15 protein-coding genes are annotated in these 18,328 nt (G+C 65.8%); 2 read left to right on the plus strand and 13 right to left on the minus strand.

Translation table 11 applies throughout. The annotated features are described in order from the left end of the window. Positions 1–27: 27 nt before the first annotated feature. From LGM89_RS35355 to LGM89_RS35385, 7 genes are all read right to left on the minus strand, one after another. Positions 28–807 carry a ParA family protein gene (locus tag LGM89_RS35355; protein ID WP_089424149.1) on the minus strand — a complete coding sequence of 260 codons (780 nt, stop codon included), beginning with the start codon at positions 805–807 and terminating at the stop codon, positions 28–30. Positions 808–863: 56 nt separating this feature from the next. After that, on the minus strand, positions 864–1,550 hold the full coding sequence (gene rsmG, locus LGM89_RS35360) for a 16S rRNA (guanine(527)-N(7))-methyltransferase RsmG (RefSeq protein ID WP_089424148.1): 687 nt from the start codon (positions 1,548–1,550) through the stop codon (positions 864–866). After that, the gene (mnmG, locus tag LGM89_RS35365; RefSeq protein WP_089483179.1) at positions 1,547–3,517 is read right to left on the minus strand and encodes a tRNA uridine-5-carboxymethylaminomethyl(34) synthesis enzyme MnmG; all 1,971 of its coding nucleotides are present in this window, start codon (positions 3,515–3,517) and stop codon (positions 1,547–1,549) included. Before mnmG ends, rsmG begins: the two co-directional genes overlap by 4 nt. A gap of 589 nt (positions 3,518–4,106) precedes the next feature. Further along, complete coding sequence (locus LGM89_RS35370) at positions 4,107–4,862, minus strand: ABC transporter ATP-binding protein (protein WP_175237702.1); 756 nt, start codon at positions 4,860–4,862, stop codon at positions 4,107–4,109. Beyond that, entirely contained in the window at positions 4,862–6,646 is a 1,785-nt protein-coding gene (locus LGM89_RS35375; protein ID WP_226275573.1) for an ABC transporter permease subunit, read from the minus strand. Before LGM89_RS35375 ends, LGM89_RS35370 begins: the two co-directional genes overlap by 1 nt. Positions 6,647–6,650: 4 nt before the next feature. After that, positions 6,651–7,706, minus strand: a complete 1,056-nt coding sequence (locus tag LGM89_RS35380) for a branched-chain amino acid ABC transporter permease (RefSeq protein WP_089424144.1) — start codon at positions 7,704–7,706, stop codon at positions 6,651–6,653. Positions 7,707–7,913: 207 nt separating this feature from the next. Further along, positions 7,914–9,071, minus strand: a complete 1,158-nt coding sequence (locus tag LGM89_RS35385) for an ABC transporter substrate-binding protein (RefSeq protein ID WP_089493810.1) — start codon at positions 9,069–9,071, stop codon at positions 7,914–7,916. A gap of 116 nt (positions 9,072–9,187) precedes the next feature. Between LGM89_RS35385 and LGM89_RS35390 the strand changes: the two genes are divergently transcribed. Continuing rightward, positions 9,188–9,691 carry a hypothetical protein gene (locus LGM89_RS35390; RefSeq protein ID WP_226275575.1) on the plus strand — a complete coding sequence of 168 codons (504 nt, stop codon included), beginning with the start codon at positions 9,188–9,190 and terminating at the stop codon, positions 9,689–9,691. Between the two features lie 503 nt (positions 9,692–10,194). Here the strand turns inward: LGM89_RS35390 and LGM89_RS35395 are convergent. The 6 genes from LGM89_RS35395 to LGM89_RS35420 all read right to left on the minus strand — a co-directional run bounded on the left by LGM89_RS35395 (position 10,195) and on the right by LGM89_RS35420 (position 17,144). Next, entirely contained in the window at positions 10,195–11,169 is a 975-nt protein-coding gene (locus LGM89_RS35395; protein ID WP_039351467.1) for a branched-chain amino acid ABC transporter permease, read from the minus strand. Next, positions 11,169–12,053, minus strand: a complete 885-nt coding sequence (locus LGM89_RS35400; protein WP_011350508.1) for a branched-chain amino acid ABC transporter permease — start codon at positions 12,051–12,053, stop codon at positions 11,169–11,171. Before LGM89_RS35400 ends, LGM89_RS35395 begins: the two co-directional genes overlap by 1 nt. A gap of 128 nt (positions 12,054–12,181) precedes the next feature. Next, positions 12,182–13,381, minus strand: coding sequence for an ABC transporter substrate-binding protein (locus LGM89_RS35405; RefSeq protein ID WP_089493806.1), 1,200 nt, complete (start codon positions 13,379–13,381; stop codon positions 12,182–12,184). Positions 13,382–13,458: 77 nt separating this feature from the next. Beyond that, positions 13,459–14,214: an ABC transporter ATP-binding protein gene (locus LGM89_RS35410; RefSeq protein WP_089493805.1), complete on the minus strand. Its 756-nt coding sequence runs from the start codon at positions 14,212–14,214 to the stop codon at positions 13,459–13,461. After that, entirely contained in the window at positions 14,211–14,990 is a 780-nt protein-coding gene (locus LGM89_RS35415; protein WP_021160426.1) for an ABC transporter ATP-binding protein, read from the minus strand. The genes LGM89_RS35410 and LGM89_RS35415 overlap by 4 nt, the downstream gene beginning before the upstream one ends. A 468-nt stretch (positions 14,991–15,458) precedes the next feature. Continuing rightward, positions 15,459–17,144: a GMC family oxidoreductase gene (locus LGM89_RS35420; RefSeq protein ID WP_226275577.1), complete on the minus strand. Its 1,686-nt coding sequence runs from the start codon at positions 17,142–17,144 to the stop codon at positions 15,459–15,461. Between the two features lie 169 nt (positions 17,145–17,313). Here LGM89_RS35420 and LGM89_RS35425 point away from each other — a divergent pair, with 169 nt between their 5' ends. After that, positions 17,314–18,213 (plus strand): LysR family transcriptional regulator, encoded by a 900-nt coding sequence (locus tag LGM89_RS35425; protein WP_089424136.1) that lies wholly within the window; start codon positions 17,314–17,316, stop codon positions 18,211–18,213. Positions 18,214–18,328 lie beyond the last annotated feature (115 nt).

An 18,328-nucleotide genomic window follows, 5' to 3' on the forward strand; every position in this document is an offset into this window, starting at 1 on the left:
TTCTTCCTCGCTTCGCTCATGTCCGGATCACGACACCTCGAACGCGCGAACGCGGTCGATCATCTCGGCACCGAACTGGAGATACGCTTGCGCACCACGCGAGCTGCGGTCGAACACGACGCCCGGCAGCCCGTAACTCGGCGCTTCCGCCAGGCGCACGTTACGCGGAATCACCGCGTCGAACACCTTGTCGCCGAAGTGCGCTTTCAGTTGATCGGAAACTTGCTGCTGCAGCGTGATACGCGGATCGAACATCACGCGCAGCAAGCCGATGATCTTCAGGTCGCGATTCATGTTCGCGTGGACCTGCTTGATCGTGTTGACGAGGTCCGACAACCCTTCCAGTGCGAAGTACTCGCACTGCATCGGAATCACGACGCCGTGCGCCGCGCACAGCCCGTTCAGCGTCAGCAGCGACAGCGTCGGCGGACAATCGATCAGCACGAAATCGTAGTCGTCGGACACGCGCTCGAGCGCAGCCTTCAGCCGGCGCTCCCGGTTGTCGATGCTGATCAGTTCGATCTCGGCACCGGACAGCTCGCGATTCGCGGGCAGCACGTCGTAGGTGACGCCGTCCGGACGGATGCGCGCGTCGGTCACCGATACGCCGTCGACCAGCACCTCGTACACGGTCGCTTCGCAAGCAGCCTTGTCGATCCCACTGCCCATCGTCGCATTACCCTGCGGGTCGAGATCGATCAGCAGGACTCGTTGCTCCTGCGCTGCAAGGCTTGCGGCGAGATTGACCGATGTCGTCGTCTTGCCGACGCCCCCCTTCTGGTTCGCAACGCAGAAGATCTTTGCCATCGTTGGTGTGTTCCCTTTACCTTCAAACAAACGGCGCGCTACTGCGCGCCTGCCCTTCAATTCGCCTCGTCGACGGCCACTTCGATCAGATGCCGTTCGGCATCGAGCATCGGCACCGCCAGCCGTATCGTCTGCTTCACGCGGCTGCCTTCCGGCAATCGCGCAATCTCGTCGTCCGGATGGACGCCCTTCATCGCCCAGATCGATCCGCCCGGCGCGACCAGATGTCGAGCAAGTTTAACGAAGTCGGATAGATCCGCGAAAGCGCGGGATACGATCATGTCGAATTTTTCCGGCACTTCGACACCCGGCTGCAGCGATTCGACCCGGCCAGTGACCACCGACAGGTTCGCGAGCTTCAGCTCCGCGCGCATCTGAGTCTGGAAGGCAGACTTCTTCTGCACGATATCGTTCAGCGTGACCTGCCAATCCGGCTCGACGATCGCCAGCACGATACCGGGCAACCCGCCGCCCGAACCGACGTCGAGCACGCGGGCCGATGCACGGCCGCGCAGATGCGGGACGATGGAAAGCGAATCGAGGATGTGCTGGATCAGCATCTGCTTCGGGTCGCGGATCGCGGTCAGGTTGTAGACCGCGTTCCACTTGCCGAGCAGCGCGACGTAGTCGAGCAGCTGGTTGAGTTGTGCATCCGTCAGGGTGAGGTCGAGCGCCGTCGTGCCTTCGACGAGCATCTGCTCCAATACGTCCCGATTAACCGCCGGCGCGCGACGCGCCGTCATTGTTGCGTCGGGACGGCGCCGTCCCCCTGCTCCGTTGCCTCTGCGGCAGTGCCATTACGGCGCCCGAGGCCGCGGCGCTTTAGGTGCACCATCAGCAGCGAGATCGCTGCCGGCGTGACACCCGAGATGCGCGATGCCTGCCCGATCGTCTCCGGCCGGAACTCGTTGAGCTTCTGGCTCACCTCGAACGACAGGCCGCGGACTTCGCGGTAATCGATACCGTCCGGCAGGCGCGTATTCTCGTTCGCGTCGTTGCGTTCGATCTCCGAGGCCTGGCGCTCGATATAGCCCTGATACTTGATGCCGATCTCGACCTGCTCCTTGATCTGCTCGAGCATCACCGGATCGTCGGCCAGCGGCTCTGCGGGGCCGCATTCGCCGCCCTTCAGCCCACACACGCCGTCGTAGCTGATACCCGGGCGGCGCAGCAGCTCGGCGAGGCTGTATTCGTGGTCGATCGCCTTGCCGAGGAGCGCGGTCGCCTCTTCCGCCGGCAACGTCTTCGGCGTGACCCACGTCGACTTCAGGCGTTCGGTTTCACGTGAAACAGCGTCGCGCTTCCGGCTGAATGCGTCCCAGCGCGCATCGTCGACGAGCCCAAGTTCGCGGCCGATCTCGGTCAGGCGCATGTCGGCATTGTCTTCACGCAGGCTGAGGCGATACTCGGCGCGGCTCGTGAACATCCGGTACGGCTCTGCCACGCCACGCGTCACGAGATCGTCGACCAGCACGCCGAGGTAGGCTTGGTCACGGCGCGGGCACCAGGCGTCCTTCTCCTGCACGTAGCGGCCCGCATTGAGGCCGGCCAACAGACCCTGCGCGGCCGCTTCTTCATAGCCGGTCGTCCCGTTGATCTGACCCGCAAAGAACAGCCCGTTGATCGCCTTCGTCTCGAGCGACGCCTTCAGCGCACGCGGATCGAAGTAGTCGTACTCGATCGCGTAGCCGGGGCGCAGGATATGCGCGTTCTCGAGGCCGCGCATCGAATGCACGAGCTCGAGCTGGACATCGAACGGCAGGCTCGTCGAGATCCCGTTCGGGTAGAACTCGTTGGTCGTCAGCCCTTCCGGCTCCAGGAAGATCTGATGCGATTCCTTCGACGCGAACCGGTGAATCTTGTCCTCGATCGACGGGCAATAGCGCGGCCCGACGCCTTCGATCACGCCTGTATACATAGGCGAACGGTCGAGACCACCGCGAATGATGTCGTGCGTGCGCTCGTTCGTGTGCGTGACCCAGCACGGCAGCTGCTGCGGATGCTGCTCCGCGCGGCCCAGGAACGAGAAGACGGGGATCGGATCGAGGTCGCCCGGCTGTTCGGTCAGCTGCGAGAAATCGATCGAGCGGCCATCGATACGCGGCGGCGTACCGGTCTTCAGGCGGCCCTGCGGCAGCTTCAGCTCCTTCAGGCGCGACGACAGCGACACGGCCGCCGGATCGCCCGCGCGGCCGCCCGTGTAGTTGTTCAGGCCGACGTGGATCTTGCCGTCAAGGAACGTGCCGGCGGTCAGCACGACCGCGCGGGCGCGGAAGCGAATGCCGATCTGCGTGACGGCGCCCACCACACGGTCGCCTTCGACCATCAGGTCGTCGACGGCCTGCTGGAACAGCCAGAGGTTCGGCTGGTTCTCGAGCCGGTGGCGGATCGCGGCCTTGTACAGGATACGGTCGGCCTGCGCACGCGTCGCGCGCACAGCCGGACCCTTCGACGAATTGAGGATCCGGAACTGGATACCGCTCTCGTCCGTCGCGGCTGCCATTGCGCCGCCCAGCGCATCGACTTCCTTGACCAGATGGCCCTTGCCAATACCGCCGATCGACGGATTGCAACTCATCTGCCCAAGCGTTTCGATGTTGTGGGTCAGCAGCAGTGTCTTTGCGCCCATGCGGGCGGACGCCAGCGCGGCTTCGGTGCCGGCATGACCGCCACCGACGACGATGACGTCAAATTCTGTGGGAAAAAGCATGGTGGATTTCGCACGCAGGGCTGCGCACGAACCTATCAGAGAAATGTATGGGGCGAATTATAGCGGGTTCGCTTTTCACCCGAATGCCGTCCGAATGGTAGGGTCTGTGCATTTCGGCGATTTTTCGGCGTTGGGCCGATGAATCTGTGGTTCCGCGCCCATGCCTGCGAATAATCCGGCCCGCCCGGCACACATCGTTACGCCTGTGCAGGGATCCATGTGTCGAGAAATTTCACGTGGAACATATAACCCGTTCGAGGCCTGTGTCCCGCCCGACACCCAGGCGAAACACCCTGTGCCCCCTTCCTCACAGAATTTCCGTCGGAACGCTCGACACTTATCCCCTGTGACCCGGCACATCATCATTCTGTGGAACGAGTGGCAGCCAACTCCGATCGACAAACCGGATTGCCATCTGCACGGTAAATATCTCCCCCACCGCCGCTGCACAGCACTTTTGATTGTTCCTCCGGTACTTATCCCCTAGTTGTTAACCGCCGATGCATGGGAGTCAGACCTCGACCCCAAGACAAAAACGGCGTGTTTCACGTGAAACACGCCGCCCGTTTCCCACCCACCGAGCCTCCGATCAAGCCGTTTTCTTCGCCAACCCGAGGTAGGTTTCGATCACGCGTGGATTCTGCGCGAGTTCCGCGGCCGCCCCTTCCAGCGCAAACTCGCCCGTCTCCAGCACGTAGCCGTAGTCGGAGATCTGCAGCGCCGCCCGCGCGTTCTGTTCGATCAGCAGCGTCGCCACGCCCGTCCCGCGCAACGCGCTGATGATATGAAAGATCTCCTTCACGATCAGCGGCGCCAGCCCAAGGCTCGGCTCGTCAAGCATCAGCAGGTCGGGCTTGCCCATCAGCGCGCGGCCAACCGCGAGCATCTGCCGCTCGCCGCCGGACAGCGTGCCGGCCGCCTGCTTGCGCCGCTCCTTCAGGCGCGGAAACAGCGCGAACACGTGATCGAGCTGGTCGAGGAAGTTCGCTTCACCCGCCAGCTTGCGCCGATACGCGCCCAGCACGAGGTTGTCTTCGACCGTCATCGTGCTGAACAGCTCACGCTTTTCCGGCACGAGACACATCCCGCGTGCGACGCGCTGCTCGACCGGCAATGCCCCCACATCGTGACCGCGATACACGACCGCGCCCGACGCATGTCCGGTCACCGGCAGCGCGCCCATGATCGCGTTCAGCAGCGTCGATTTGCCGGCCCCGTTCGGCCCGATCACGCTGACGATCTGTCCCGCACCAACCTTGATCGCCGCGCCGTGCAGCGCTTCCACCTTCCCGTACCGGACCGCCAGCCCGCGCACGTCGAGAATCGGCATCGTCGTGTCCGTCATCACTCCACCCCGCCCAGATACGCTTCGAGCACCGCCGGATCCTGCTGCACGTCCAGCGGCAGCCCTTCCGCGATCCGCGTGCCGAATTCCATCACCACCAGCCGGTCGGTGAGATTCATCACGAAATCCATGTCGTGCTCCACAAGCAACACGCTCATGCCTTCCGCCTTCAGCCGCCGCAGCAGGTCGGCGAGTTGCTGCTTCTCCTGGTAACGCAGCCCGGCGGCCGGCTCGTCGAGCAGCAGCAGCGTCGGGTCGCAGCACAGCGCTCGTGCGATTTCGAGAATCCGCTGCTGGCCCAGCGCGAGGCTGCCCGCTTCGTCGTACATGTGCTTTTCGAGCCCGACGCGGCGGATCTGCTGGGCTGCCTCGGCCAGCAACTGCGCTTCCTCGTGGGCATTGAGCCGCGCGACGCTGCGCCACACGCCCGTATGGCCGCGCAGGTGCGCGCCGATCGCGACGTTCTCGAGCACCGTCATCGCCGGCAACAGCTTCACGTGCTGGAACGTCCGGCCGATGCCGCGGCGGACGATCTGGCGCGATGTGAGCCCGTCGATGCGCTCGCCACGGAACGTGATCGTGCCGCCCGTCGGCTTCAGCACGCCCGTCACAAGGTTGAACGTGGTCGACTTGCCGGCGCCGTTCGGGCCGATCAGCCCGATGATCTGCCCCGCTTTCACGTCGAAGCTGACGTCGTTGACGGCCACGAGGCCGCCGAACTGCTTGCGCGCGTTGTCGACGACGAGCAGCGGCTCGCCGGCCGCGGGCTTCGCGCGTTGCGGCAACGGGTCGGCGTGCTCGGGCACATGCGCACGCGGCCCGCGCGGGAACAGCCTGGCGACGAACGGCCACACGCCCTGGCGGGCGTACTGCAGCAGCAGCACCATCAGCACGCCGAACACGATGATCTCGAAGTTGCCTTCAGAGCCGAGCAGCTTCGGCAGCAGCGTCTGCAGGTAGTCCTGCAGCACGGTCAGGATCGCCGCGCCGAGCACGGCGCCCCACACGTGCGACACGCCGCCGACCACGGCCATGAACAGGAACTCGATCCCGTGGTTCAGCCCGAACGGTGTCGGGTTCACCGCACGCTGCAGGTGGGCGTACAGGAAGCCCGAGATGGCCGCGAGAACGGCCGCATAGACGAAGATCACGACGCGCATCCACGCGGTGTTCACGCCCATCGCCTCGGCCATCACGCCGCCGCCGCGCAGCGCACGGATCGCGCGGCCCGGGCGGCTGTTCAGCAGGTTCTGCACCGACACGATCGCGGCCAGCACGACGGCCCAGATCAGGAAATACAGGCTGCGGCCGCTGTCGAGCGTGATGCCGAACAGGTTCAGCGCCGGAATCCCGTTGATCCCGTCGTACTTGCCGAGCAGTTCGAGGTTGCCGAACAGGTAGAACAGCGCGAGGCCCCACGCGATCGTGCCGAGCGGCAGGAAGTGGCCGGACAGCCGCATCGTCACCGCGCCAAGCACGAGCGCGACGAGCGCCGTCAGCACGACACCGACGATCAGCGCGAGCCACGGTGACACGCCGTAGCGCGTCGTCAGGAGCGCGGTCGCGTAGGCGCCGATGCCGACGAACGCGGCCTGCCCGAAGCTCGTCATCCCGCCGACGCCCGTGAGCAGCACGAGCCCGATCGCGACGATCGCGTAGAGGCCGATGTAGTTCAGCAGCGTGATCCAGTATTCGGGTACCTGCAGCGCGCCGGGCAGCACCGGCAGCGCGAACAGCACCACGAGAAACACCCAGAAGGTCTTGTTGCGTACCATCGTCTTCATCGTGTCACTCCTCTTCCTCTTCCGCGTGCGGCGTGGCGAAGCTCCGCCACAACAGCACCGGAATGATCAGCGTGAACACGATCACCTCCTTGTACGCGCTCGCCCAGAACGACGAATACGATTCGAGCACGCCGACGAGCAGCGAGCCGGCGGCCGCGAGCGGATAGCTGACGAGCCCGCCGATGATCGCGCCGACGAAACCCTTCAGGCCGATCAGGAAGCCCGAGTCGTAGTAGATCGTCGTCAGCGGGCCGACGAGGATCCCGGACAGCACGCCGAGCCCCGCCGCGAACGTGAACGCGAGCCGCCCGGCCTCGGTCGTGCCGATGCCGACGAGCCGCGCGCCGAGCCGGTTCACCGACGTCGCGCGCAGCGCCTTGCCGGCGATCGTGCGGCCGAAGTACACGTAGAGCGCGCCGATCAGCACGAGCGCCGTCACGACGACCAGGATGCTCTGCACGGATACCGTCATGCTGCCGATCGACAGCGACGCATCCGAGAAGCCGTTGGTACGCGAGCCTTCCGCGCCGAACATCACGAGCCCGAGGCCGACCATCGCGAAGTGGACGGCGACCGATACGATCAGCAGCAGCAGCGTCGTGCCTTCGGCGATCGGCTGGTAGACGAGCCGGTAGACGAACGGCCCCATCGGCACGACGATCGCGAGCGTCAGTGCGATCTGCGCGAGCATCGGCAGCGGCTGCACGGCGAAGCTGCGCGTGATCGCGAACACCGCGAGCGGCAGCAGGATGTAGCGGCTGCCGAGTGTCGCGAGCGTGCGGCCGAGCTGATGGCGCCGTTCGCGATGCCGGATCAGGCCGCCGACTTCGAGCAGGAAGCACGCGATGCCCATCACGAACAGCAGCCAGCAGGTGGCGGGAAATTTCTGCGCCTGCAACGCGGCAAGCGTCAGCGCACCGTAGGCGACGAATTCGCCCTGGGGAATGAAGATCACCCGCGTGACGGAAAACACCAGCACGAGCGCCAGCGACAGCAATGCATATATGGCGCCGGTCGTGATGCCGTCTTGCGCGAGGATCGCTGCAATCGAGAGATCCATACGTTTCGTGTATCGAGAATGCTGCGGAGAAACGAAAGACAGGAACGGCCGGGGCGCACGGGCCGCAAGATCGGCGCGTCGGGCGCCACGCAGCGAGCCCCTGCGGTTCCACACGACATGGGCATGGTCGCGGCCCGTCGGGCCCGGCGCCCTGCCGACGGCATGCACGGCGCCAGTCGCGCCGCGCACGCCGGTTTCACGTGATGCTTACTCGGCCTGCAGCTTCCACTTGCCGTCGACGATCTGCACCATCACGCGCGCACGCGTGTCGAAGCCGTTGTGGTCGGTCGGCGTCATGTTGATCACGCCGTGCGACACGGGCAGGTCCTTCACGTTCTCGATCGACGCGCGCAGCGCCTCGCGGAACGCCTCGGTGCCCGGCTGGCCCTTCTTCAGCGCCTCCGGAATCGCACGCTGCAGCAGCAGCCCCGCATCCCACGCATGGCCGCCGAACGTCGCCAGCGAGCCCGCGCCGTACGCCTTCTCGTACGCGGCCTTGTAGCCGAGCGCCGGCTTCTTCACCGGGTTCGAATCGGGCAGCTGGTCGGTCACGAGCACCGGGCCGGCGGGCAGGATCTCGCCTTCGCAATCCTTGCCGCACACGCGCAGGAAGTCGTTGTTCGCGACGCCGTGCGTCTGGTACACCTTGCCCTTGTAGCCGCGCTCCTTCAGCGTCTTCGCCGGCAGCGCCGCCGGCGTGCCCGAGCCGGCGATCAGCACCGCATCGGGATTCGAGCCCATCAGCTTCAGCACCTGCCCCATCACCGACGCGTCGGTGCGGTTGTAGCGCTCGTTCGACACCAGCTTCAGCCCGTTCTTCGCGGCCGCCGCATCGAACGTCTTGTACCAGCTGTCGCCGTACGCGTCCGCAAAGCCGATGAAGCCGACCGTCTTCACGCCGTGCTTCGCCATGTAGCCGGCGATCGCGTCGGCCATCAGCTGGTCGTTCTGCGGCACCTTGAACATCCATGCGCGTTTGGCGTCCATCGGCGAGATGATCTGGGCACTCGCCGCGAGCGAGATCGTCGGCGTCTTGCCCTGCGACACGGGGTCGAGCATTGCCAGCGAGTTCGGCGTGACGGATGAGCCGATGATCGCGTCGACGTGATCTTCATCGATCAGCTTGCGCACGTTCTGCACCGCGCGGCTCGTGTCGGAGGCGTCGTCGAGCACGATGTACTGCACGCTCTTGCCGGCGATTTCCTTCGGCAGCAGCGCGATCGTGTTCTTTTCCGGGATCCCGAGCGACGCGGCCGGCCCGGTGGCCGACAGCGTCACGCCGATCTTCACCTGCGCCGACGCCGTTGCCGCCGCGCACACGAGGCCCGCGGCGAGCACGGCCTCCATCCATCGATTCATCTTCATTTACGTTGTCTCCAAACGCTGCTCGAAAAAGCCTCGGGTCGCTCGGGCGGCTCCCGGTCCCCAAACAAGTTAATAAATTAACTATCTCGCCATACCGCGTCTACGCTCGTTTTCCCGTGAAACACCTCGTCTTCAACGGCACCCGGACGGAACCACGCACGGACGCACCGGCCGGCGGTCGAAACGGTCGTTCGACCGTCACGATGCGCAGCGGCGGTATCGTCTGGATGAAGAAAGCGGAGAAAGGCATAACCGTGTGCGCAATCGATGCATGCACAACGATCAAGGAAAGGCACGTCGATTCGGCCAGATGCGGCCAAATCCGCGCGCGTCGCATGATCGGGAAACCGGCTGCTCATGCGAATACGGATGCGAATGTCGACACGGATGCGCACGCAACGACCGGCGATGACGCCGGAACGCGCCTACAGGCCGCAAAACGGCTCGGGAAGGCCGCGGCGACAGCAGCCCAACCCCACGACGAACGAACGGCACCCGCCGCCCTTCCTGCCCCGATCCATCGTCCTGCGCTGCTCATCCAACCGTACTCCCTCTTCTGCATTCTGCTTGTAGGAGAACTGCCGACCTATTTTCCCGACCGCGCGGTCGGCGAAAGCTGAGTGTAACGGACGCGTTTTGCGCACGCCAACCGGGTTAGCCCGAACGGCCGGCGCACGGCTGAGCATCGTCTGCGAACGACTCGAGGGAAAACGGAAACGGGAAAACGGAGGACGCGCGAAGCGCGGAAGAAGCGCGGTGCGAACGCAAGCGCGGAATACGGCCGCCGCGCAGGCCGATGCACCAACAGCGGAAATCCGTGCACGCAAATGAAAAAGCGCTGTTGGATTCCGTCCAACAGCGCTTTGGGGTCCGGGCACTTTGTGCCTCGATTGTCTCCTCGTTCTCCACCTGCAAATTCGTTTCGCGGTGCATCAGAACTAAAGTGAATCTTAAAGAGGCTTAAGCACCACGGCAACTTAGCATTTACCCCTATGGTGCATCGCCGCACGAAAATGGGGCACCAGCTTGCCGCGCGGCGCCGGCCCGAGCCCGTTGCGACGCCCTTCCGGAGCATGCCGGATGGTGCTTCGCATCAACGCCCGGTAACGCACGCCGCCCGCATTCAGGACGCCCTGAGCGGCTTGATCCGCGCGACCATTTCACCGACGATGCCGCGCCGGAATGCGAGCACGCATGCGATGAAGATCAGCCCAGTGACGATCGTCGCCGATTCGCCGAGCGAATGGAACCACGCGACGCCCGTCGTCGACGCGAGCCATTCGCCGATGTCGCCGAGCCGGTCTTCCAGCGCGACGATCAGCGCCGCGCCCAGCAGCGGCCCGAACAACGTGCCCATCCCGCCGACGAGCGTCATCAGCACGACGAGACCCGACATCGTCCAGTAAGCGTCCGACAGCGTCTCGAAGCCGAGCACGAGCACCTTCAGCGAGCCGGCCAGCCCCGCGATGCCCGCCGACAGGATGAACGCGAGCAGCTTGAAGCGGTCGGTGTCGTAGCCGAGCGAGATCGCGCGCGCTTCGTTCTCCTTGATCGCGACGAGCACCTGGCCGAACGGCGAATGCACGACCCGCACGATGAACGCGCACGCGGCGACCACCACGGCCAGCACGACGTAGTACAGCGCGACATCGTTCGACAGGTCGAGCAGCCCGAACAGATGGCCACGCGGCACGCCCTGCAGCCCGTCCTCGCCGTGCGTGAACGGCGCCTGCAGGTAGATGAAGTAGACCATCTGCGCGAACGCGAGCGTGATCATCGCGAAGTAGATGCCCTGCCGCCGGATCGCGAACAGCCCGACGACGAGCCCGAGCAGCGTCGCGGCAACGGTGCCGACCAGCACGCCGAGCTCCGGCGTGAAACCGAGCGTCTGCATCGAATAACCGGTCGCATAGCCGGCGGTCGCGAGGAACATCGCATGGCCGAAGGACAGCAGCCCGGTATAGCCGATCAGCAGGTTGAACGCGGCCGCGAACAGCGCGAACGTGAGCACCTTCATCACGAACACCGGATACGCGCCGATGAACGGCGCGGCGAGCAGTGCGGCGAGCAGCACGCCGTAGAGCACTTTTCTCTGCATCATTTTTCCTTGCCGAAGAGGCCCGCCGGGCGGAACAGCAGCACGATCGCCATGATCACGAACACGACCGTGGCCGACGCTTCGGGGTAGAACACGCGCGTGAAGCCCTCGATCACGCCGAGCAGCAGGCCCGTGACGATCGAGCCGAGGATCGAGCCCATCCCGCCGATCACGACCACCGCGAACACGGTGATGATCATCGGCTGACCCATCAGCGGCGACACCTGGATCACCGGCGCGGCCAGCACGCCCGCGAACGCGGCGAGCGCGACGCCGAAGCCGTAGGTGAGCGTGATCATCATCGGCACGTTGACGCCGAACGCCTCGACGAGCTTCGGGTTCTCGGTGCCCGCCCGCAGGTACGCGCCCAAGCGCGTCTTCTCGATCACGAACCACGTCGCGAGACACACCGCGAGCGACGCGACCACCACCCACGCGCGGTAGTTCGGCAGGAACATGAAGCCGAGGTTGGTGGCGCCGGACAGCTGCGACGGCACGTCGTACGGCTGGCCGGACGAGCCGTAGATCGACCGGAACACGCCTTCGACGACCAGCGTGAGCCCGAACGTGAGCAGCAGCCCGTACAGGTGATCGAGCTTGTACAGCCAGCGCAGCATCGAGCGTTCGATCAGGATTCCGAACGCGCCGACGACGAGGGGCGCGATCACGAGCATCGCCCAGTACGGCAGCCCGAAATACGACAGGCCCATCCACGCGAGCATCGCGCCCAGCATGAACAGCGCGCCGTGCGCGAAGTTGATCACGTTGAGCAGCCCGAAGATCACCGCGAGCCCAAGGCTCAGGATCGCGTAGAACGAGCCGTTGACGAGCCCGAGCAGCAACTGGCTCAGCATCGCCGGCAACGGAATGCCAAAGATTTCCATCGACTTAGCCGTCAGAATGAGTTTCGTTGCGCGCGCAACCTTCATGCAGCGCGTGCGCGGGCGGCGCAGCGGGCACATCGCCGCGGCCGCCACCGAGCGGCGCGCCCGCGCGCGCCGCTACGCCCTGCCTACTTCCACAACGCGCAGCGCGTTTCCTGCTTGGTCCCGAACGCCTGCTCGCCCGGAATCGTCGCGAGCACCTTGTAGTAATCCCACGGCTCCTTCGATTCCGCCGGCTTCTTCACTTCCATCAGGTACATGTCGTGGATCATGCTGCCATCCGTGCGGATATAGCCCTTTGCATAGAAGTCGTTGATCTTGATCTTCTTCAGCTCGGCCATCACCTTGTCGGAATCGGTCGTGCCGGCGGCCTGGACCGCCTTCAGGTAGGTCGTCACCGACGAGTAGTCGGCCGCCTGCAGGCTCGACGGCATCTTCTTCATCTTGCCGAAGTAGCGCTGCGCCCACTGGCGCGACGCCGCATCGCGGTTCCAGTACCAGCTGTCGGTCAGCACCAGGCCCTGCGTCGTCTCGAGGCCGAGGCTGTGCACGTCGTCGATGAACATCAGCAGCGCGGCGAGCTTCATCGTCTTCGTGATGCCGAACTCCTTCGCGGCCTTGATCGAGTTGATCGTGTCGCCGCCCGCGTTCGCGAGGCCGAGGATCTGCGCCTTCGACGCTTGCGCCTGCAGCAGGAACGACGAGAAATCCGATGCCGACAGCGGGTGGCGCACCGCGCCGAGCACCTGGCCGCCGTTCGCCTTCACGACATCCGACGTGTTCTTCTCGAGCGCCTTGCCGAACGCATAGTCGGCCGTCAGGAAGAACCACGACTTGCCGCCTTGCTTCACCACCGCCGAACCGGTGCCCTTCGCGAGCGCCATCGTGTCGTACGCGTAGTGGACCGTGTACGGCGTGCACTGCTCGTTGGTCAGCGTGTCGGCGCCCGCGCCGATGTTGATGTAGACCTTCTTCTTCTCGGCCGCGACCTGGTTCATCGACAGCGCGGTGGCGGAGTTCGTGCCGCCGACCAGCAGGTCGAGGCCGCCGCGGTCCATCCATTCGCGCGCCTTCGACGCGGCGATGTCGGCCTTGTTCTGGTGATCGGCATAGACGACCTCGATCGGCTTGCCGAGCACCTTGCCGCCGAAGTCGGCCACTGCCATGCGGATCGCCTCGAGGCCGCCCTGCCCGTCGATATCCGCGTAAAGCCCCGACATGTCGGTGATGAAGCCGATCTTCACGGTATCCGCCGCGTGTGCGGCGCCGGCGGTGAACGCGGCAGTCGCGAGCGCGAGACACGCCTGTGCGAGGGTCTTCATTTTCATTGACGTCTCCTGTTGTTCTGATGCGTTGTGGTTGTTCGAGGGCCGCCACGGCTAGCGGCAAGGGAAACGGGGCGGCGTCACACCCCCAGCAGGTCGTGCAGGGTCGGCATCTTGCTTTCCAGTTCGGCCGCCTGGAAATGCTCGACGATGCTGCCGTGCTCCATCACGTAGAAGCGGTCGGCGAGCGGCGCGGCGAAGCGGAAATTCTGTTCGACCATCACGATCGTGTAGCCGCGCGCCTTCAGCGCGACGATCATCCGCGCGAGCGCCTGCACGATCACCGGGGCGAGGCCTTCGGAAATCTCGTCGAGCAGCAGCAGGTTCGCGCCGGTGCGCAGGATCCGCGCGACCGCGAGCATCTGCTGCTCGCCGCCCGACAGCCGCGTGCCCTGGCTCTGCCGGCGCGACGCGAGGTTCGGGAACATCGCGTAGATCTCGTCGATCGGCATCGCGTGCTCGCGCGGCCCGATCAGCGGCGGCAGCATCAGGTTCTCCTCGCACGACAGGCTCGAGAAGATCCCGCGCTCCTCCGGGCAGTAGCCGATGCCGTAATGCGCGATGCGGTGCGTCGGGAGGCCGATCGTCTCGTTGCCCGCGACCTTGATCGACCCGCTGCGGCGGCCCGTGAGACCCATGATCGCGCGCAGCGTCGTCGTGCGGCCCGCGCCGTTGCGGCCGAGCAGCGTGACGACTTCACCGCGGTGCACCGTCAGGTCGACACCGTGCAATATGTGGGATTCCCCGTACCAGGCCTCCAGGCCCGTGATCTCCAGCGCGGGCGTACCGCTTTCGACGCCGCTCAATTCGCGTTCCTCCCGTTCGCTGTGCTTCATGCGTGCGCCCCCGCGAGCGCCGCGTCGGCACTGCCCATGTAGGCCTCGATGACGAGCGGATTCTTCGACACTTCCGCATACGAGCCTTCGGCCAGCACCTCGCCGCGTTGCAGGACGGTGATCGTGTCGGAGATGCCCGCGATCACGTTCATGTTGTGCTCGACCATCAGGATCGTGCGGCCGCTCGCGACCTTCTTGATCAGCGCGGTCACGCGATCGACGTCCTCGTGGCCCATCCCCTGCGTGGGCTCGTCGAGCAGCATCAGTTCGGGCTCCATCGCGAGCGTGGTCGCGATCTCCAGCGCGCGCTTGCGGCCGTACGCGAGCTCGACGGTCGGCACCTGCGCGAAATCGGTGAGGCCGACCTGCGTGAGCAGGTCCATCGCACGATCGTCGAGGCGCTTCAGCGTGCGTTCGCTGCGCCAGAAATGGAATTCGGTGCCGAGCGCGCGCTGCAGGCCAATGCGCACGTTCTGCAGCGCGGTCAGGTGCGGGAACACCGCCGAGATCTGGAACGAGCGGATGATGCCGCGCCGCGCGACCTGCGCGGGCCGCTCGTCGGTGATGTCGATGCCGTTGAAGACGATCTGGCCGGCCGTCGGCGTCAGGAATTTGGTGAGGAGGTTGAAGCAGGTGGTCTTGCCCGCGCCGTTCGGTCCGATCAGCGCATGGATCGCACCGCGACGCACACGCAGGTTCACGCCGTTGACGGCCGTGAAACCCCTGAATTCCTTGGTCAGTCCGCGTGTTTCCAGAATCGTGTCGCCGAGAATCATGTTCCCTTCCGTACGAAGTCAGGCGAAGCACCGGGAAGATTCGCGAGAAGCGTCCGCGAAACAGGTCAGCGGATGAGCGGGCTGCCCCGGGCGCCGTGTTACGCCTCGAGGGTGGTCTCCCGCGCCGACGCGTATGCACACTGCGCCACATTGTCTCGCCGTTGGTGCAGTGCAATCATCGGGATTTGCACTTATAGGGCTGACGCCCTGTCGCACGCGGCTGTGCACGGTTTTGCACGCCGTTTTTTTGACACGTGCATCATCGACCGTTGCCCTCCTCCCGGCCCCGGCAGGCACGCAACAAAAAGGCCGTGCGACGGCACGGCTTGCATGGATCTTGCCGGATGAACCGGCGTGATTCGCTGCTATCGCCACCATCGGCACCGCTGCTGCAACAGCAGCTTGTTTCGCAGATCGAATCAGCGGGCGTCATCATGACGGCCCGCTGTCGTGCGTGTCAGCGTTCCGTCACGCGGCTGTCACCGCCTGCTCCGTGTGCACCGGTGTCGCTTCGCGCGCCGCGCGGCGATCGGCACGAATCATGTCGCTCGCACGCTCGGCGATCATCAGCGTCGGCGAATTGGTGTTGCCCGATGTAATGAACGGCATCACCGATGCATCGACGATTCGCAGCCCGGCGATGCCGCGTACGCGCAGCCGGCTATCGACCACCGCGCGCTCATCGTCGGCACGCCCCATCCGGCAGGTGCCGACCGGATGGAAGATCGTCGTGCCGACGGCGCCGGCCGCCTCGATCAGCTCGGCTTCGCTTCGATACTGCAGGCCCGGCAGGATTTCCTCGGGCCGATAGCGCGCGAGCGCCGGCGCGGACGCGATCCGGCGCGTGAGCCGCAGCGCGTTCGCGGCGACGTGGCGATCGTGATCGGTCGACAGATAGTTCGGTGCGATCGCGGGCGCCGCGCCCGGATCGGCGCTCGCGATATGCACGCTGCCGCGCGACGTCGGCCGCAGATGGCACACGGACGCCGTGAACGCGTTGAAGCTGTGCAGCGGCTCGCCGAAGCGCTCGAGCGACAACGGCTGCACGTGGTATTCGAGATCGGGGCGCGTGAGCGCGGGATCGTCGGGATCGGATTTTGCGAACGCGCCGAGCTGCGACGGCGCCATCGACATCGGCCCGCGCTGCAGCAACGCATATTCGGCGCCGATCATCAACTTGCCCCACCAGTGCGCGGACAGCGTGTTGAGCGTGCGCACGCCTTCGACGCGAAACGCCATCCGCAATTGCAGGTGATCCTGCAGGTTTTCGCCGACGCCCGGCAGATCGTGCACGACGTCGATGCCGAGCGCCTGCAGCCGCCGGCCATCGCCGACACCCGACAGTTCGAGCAACTGCGGCGAATTCACCGCGCCGGACGTCAGCAGCACCTCCGAACGCGCCCGCGCGACGTAATCGGTGCCGCCGCCGTGGTATTCGACGCCGACCGCGCGCCGACCGTCGAAGATCACGCGCTGCGCCTGCGCGCCGGTGATCACGGTCAGGTTCGGGCGCGCCATCGCGGGCCGCAGGAACGCCTTCGACGTATTCCAGCGCACGCCGCGCTTCTGGTTCACCTCGAAATAGCCGACCCCGGAATTGTCGCCGCGGTTGAAATCGTCGGTTGCCGGGATGCCTGTCTGCTGCGCGGCCTGCGCGAACGATTCGAGGATCTCCCAGCGCAGCCGCTGCTTCTCGACACGCCAGTAGCCGCCCGCGCCGTGCGCGTCGCTCGCGCCCGCATGGTGATCCTCGCTGCGCTTGAAGATCGGCAGCACGCTGTCCCACGACCAGCCGGCGTCGCCGGTTTCCTGCGCCCAGCTGTCGTAATCCTCGCGCTGGCCGCGCATGTAGATCATCCCGTTGATCGACGAGCAGCCGCCGAGCACCCGGCCGCGCGGGTATGACAGCGCCCGCCCGTTGAGCGCGGCTTCGGGTTGCGTCTTGTACAGCCAGTCGGTGCGCGGGTTGCCGATGCAATACAGATAGCCGACCGGGATGTGGATCCAGTGATAGTCGTCCTTGCCGCCCGCTTCGAGCAGCAGCACGTGGATATCGGGATCCTCGGTCAGGCGGTTCGCGAGCACGCAGCCCGCGGTGCCCGCGCCGACGATCACGTAATCGAATTCGCCTTCTAGCGTGCGTTGGGTAGTCACGGTTTGTCTCCTGTCACGCGGGGCAACGCCGCGCGTCGTTTTCAGCATAGTGCGTCGCGAACCGCGCTTGCGGCCCCGCGCCACGACCGATGAAGCGTACTCCGGCCGCCGGCCGCCGATCCAATGAGTTATGCTGAACTGCGTTATAAGCCGCGCTCATATCACGACGATGGATCTCACCCTGCTGCGCGCGTTCGCGACGGTCGCGCGCGAAGGCAACCTGACGCGCGCCGCCGCGCAGCTGCACCTGACGCAGCCGGCGGTCAGCCTGCAGATCAAGCATCTGCAGGAAACGCTCGGCGTCACGTTGTTCACGCGCACGTCGCGCGGCCTCGCGCTCACGCGCGACGGCCAGACGCTGCTGCCGCATGCGGAACGCGCGCTCGCCGCGGCCGCCGACGTGCAGCGCGCCGCTGCTGCGCTGCGGCACGAGGTACGCGGCCGGCTGCGGATCGGCACGATCCTCGACCCGGGCTTCCTGCGGCTCGGCGGCTTCCTGCGCGCGCTCGTCGAAACGCATCCGCAGATCGAGACGGCGCTGCGGCACGGGATGTCGGGCTGGGTAATCGAACAGGTGCGCACGCAGGCGCTCGACGTCGGCTACTACATCGGCCGGCCGGGCGAGGACGATCCGCTCGACGGCGCACTGTTCCACACCGTCACGCTCACGCATTTCCAGTACCGCGTGCTTGCGCCGGCCGGCTGGAAGGAGCGCGTGCAGCGCGCACACGACTGGCGCGCGCTTGCCACGCTGCCGTGGATCTGGACGCCACCGGCGTCCGCGCACCACCGGCTGCTGTCGCGGCGCTTCGCGGAGGCCGGCGCGCAGCCGCTCAAGGTGGCCGAGGTCGACCAGGAGCAGTCGATGCTCGACCTCGTCAAATCGGGGATCGGATTGACGCTCGCGCGCGACTCGACCGCGCTGGCCGAAGCGCACGCGCATGCGCTGACGATCGTCGAGCCCGTGACGGTGCCGACCGAACTGACGTTCGTGACGCTCGCCGAGCGGCGCGACGAACCGGCGATCGCGGCCGCGCTGCGGCTGATCGAAGCGCAGTGGGCGATATGAGTGCCGCTGATAGCGCTGGGGCTGACCGCGCACCGGGCGTCAACGCCTGACACGTCGTCGGTCGGCGACCGTGCGGGCCCTCACGCGCGCGGGAATGGGGAAATCACGGGAGCCG

This window comes from Burkholderia sp. AU31624, assembly GCF_020420065.1.
GTDB lineage: Bacteria > Pseudomonadota > Gammaproteobacteria > Burkholderiales > Burkholderiaceae > Burkholderia.

Excerpts from the sequence above, each read along its gene's own strand:
- LGM89_RS35355 (WP_089424149.1), bottom strand. The coding sequence starts at position 807 with ATGGCAAAGATCTTCTGCGTTGCGAACCAGAAGGGGGGCGTCGGCAAG.
- rsmG (WP_089424148.1), bottom strand. The coding sequence starts at position 1,550 with ATGACGGCGCGTCGCGCGCCGGCGGTTAATCGGGACGTATTGGAGCAG.
- mnmG (WP_089483179.1), bottom strand. The coding sequence starts at position 3,517 with ATGCTTTTTCCCACAGAATTTGACGTCATCGTCGTCGGTGGCGGTCAT.
- LGM89_RS35370 (WP_175237702.1), bottom strand. The coding sequence starts at position 4,862 with ATGACGGACACGACGATGCCGATTCTCGACGTGCGCGGGCTGGCGGTC.
- LGM89_RS35375 (WP_226275573.1), bottom strand. The coding sequence starts at position 6,646 with ATGAAGACGATGGTACGCAACAAGACCTTCTGGGTGTTTCTCGTGGTG.
- LGM89_RS35380 (WP_089424144.1), bottom strand. The coding sequence starts at position 7,706 with ATGGATCTCTCGATTGCAGCGATCCTCGCGCAAGACGGCATCACGACC.
- LGM89_RS35385 (WP_089493810.1), bottom strand. The coding sequence starts at position 9,071 with ATGAAGATGAATCGATGGATGGAGGCCGTGCTCGCCGCGGGCCTCGTG.
- LGM89_RS35395 (WP_039351467.1), bottom strand. The coding sequence starts at position 11,169 with ATGCAGAGAAAAGTGCTCTACGGCGTGCTGCTCGCCGCACTGCTCGCC.
- LGM89_RS35400 (WP_011350508.1), bottom strand. The coding sequence starts at position 12,053 with ATGGAAATCTTTGGCATTCCGTTGCCGGCGATGCTGAGCCAGTTGCTG.
- LGM89_RS35405 (WP_089493806.1), bottom strand. The coding sequence starts at position 13,381 with ATGAAAATGAAGACCCTCGCACAGGCGTGTCTCGCGCTCGCGACTGCC.
- LGM89_RS35410 (WP_089493805.1), bottom strand. The coding sequence starts at position 14,214 with ATGAAGCACAGCGAACGGGAGGAACGCGAATTGAGCGGCGTCGAAAGC.
- LGM89_RS35415 (WP_021160426.1), bottom strand. The coding sequence starts at position 14,990 with ATGATTCTCGGCGACACGATTCTGGAAACACGCGGACTGACCAAGGAA.
- LGM89_RS35425 (WP_089424136.1), top strand. The coding sequence starts at position 17,314 with ATGGATCTCACCCTGCTGCGCGCGTTCGCGACGGTCGCGCGCGAAGGC.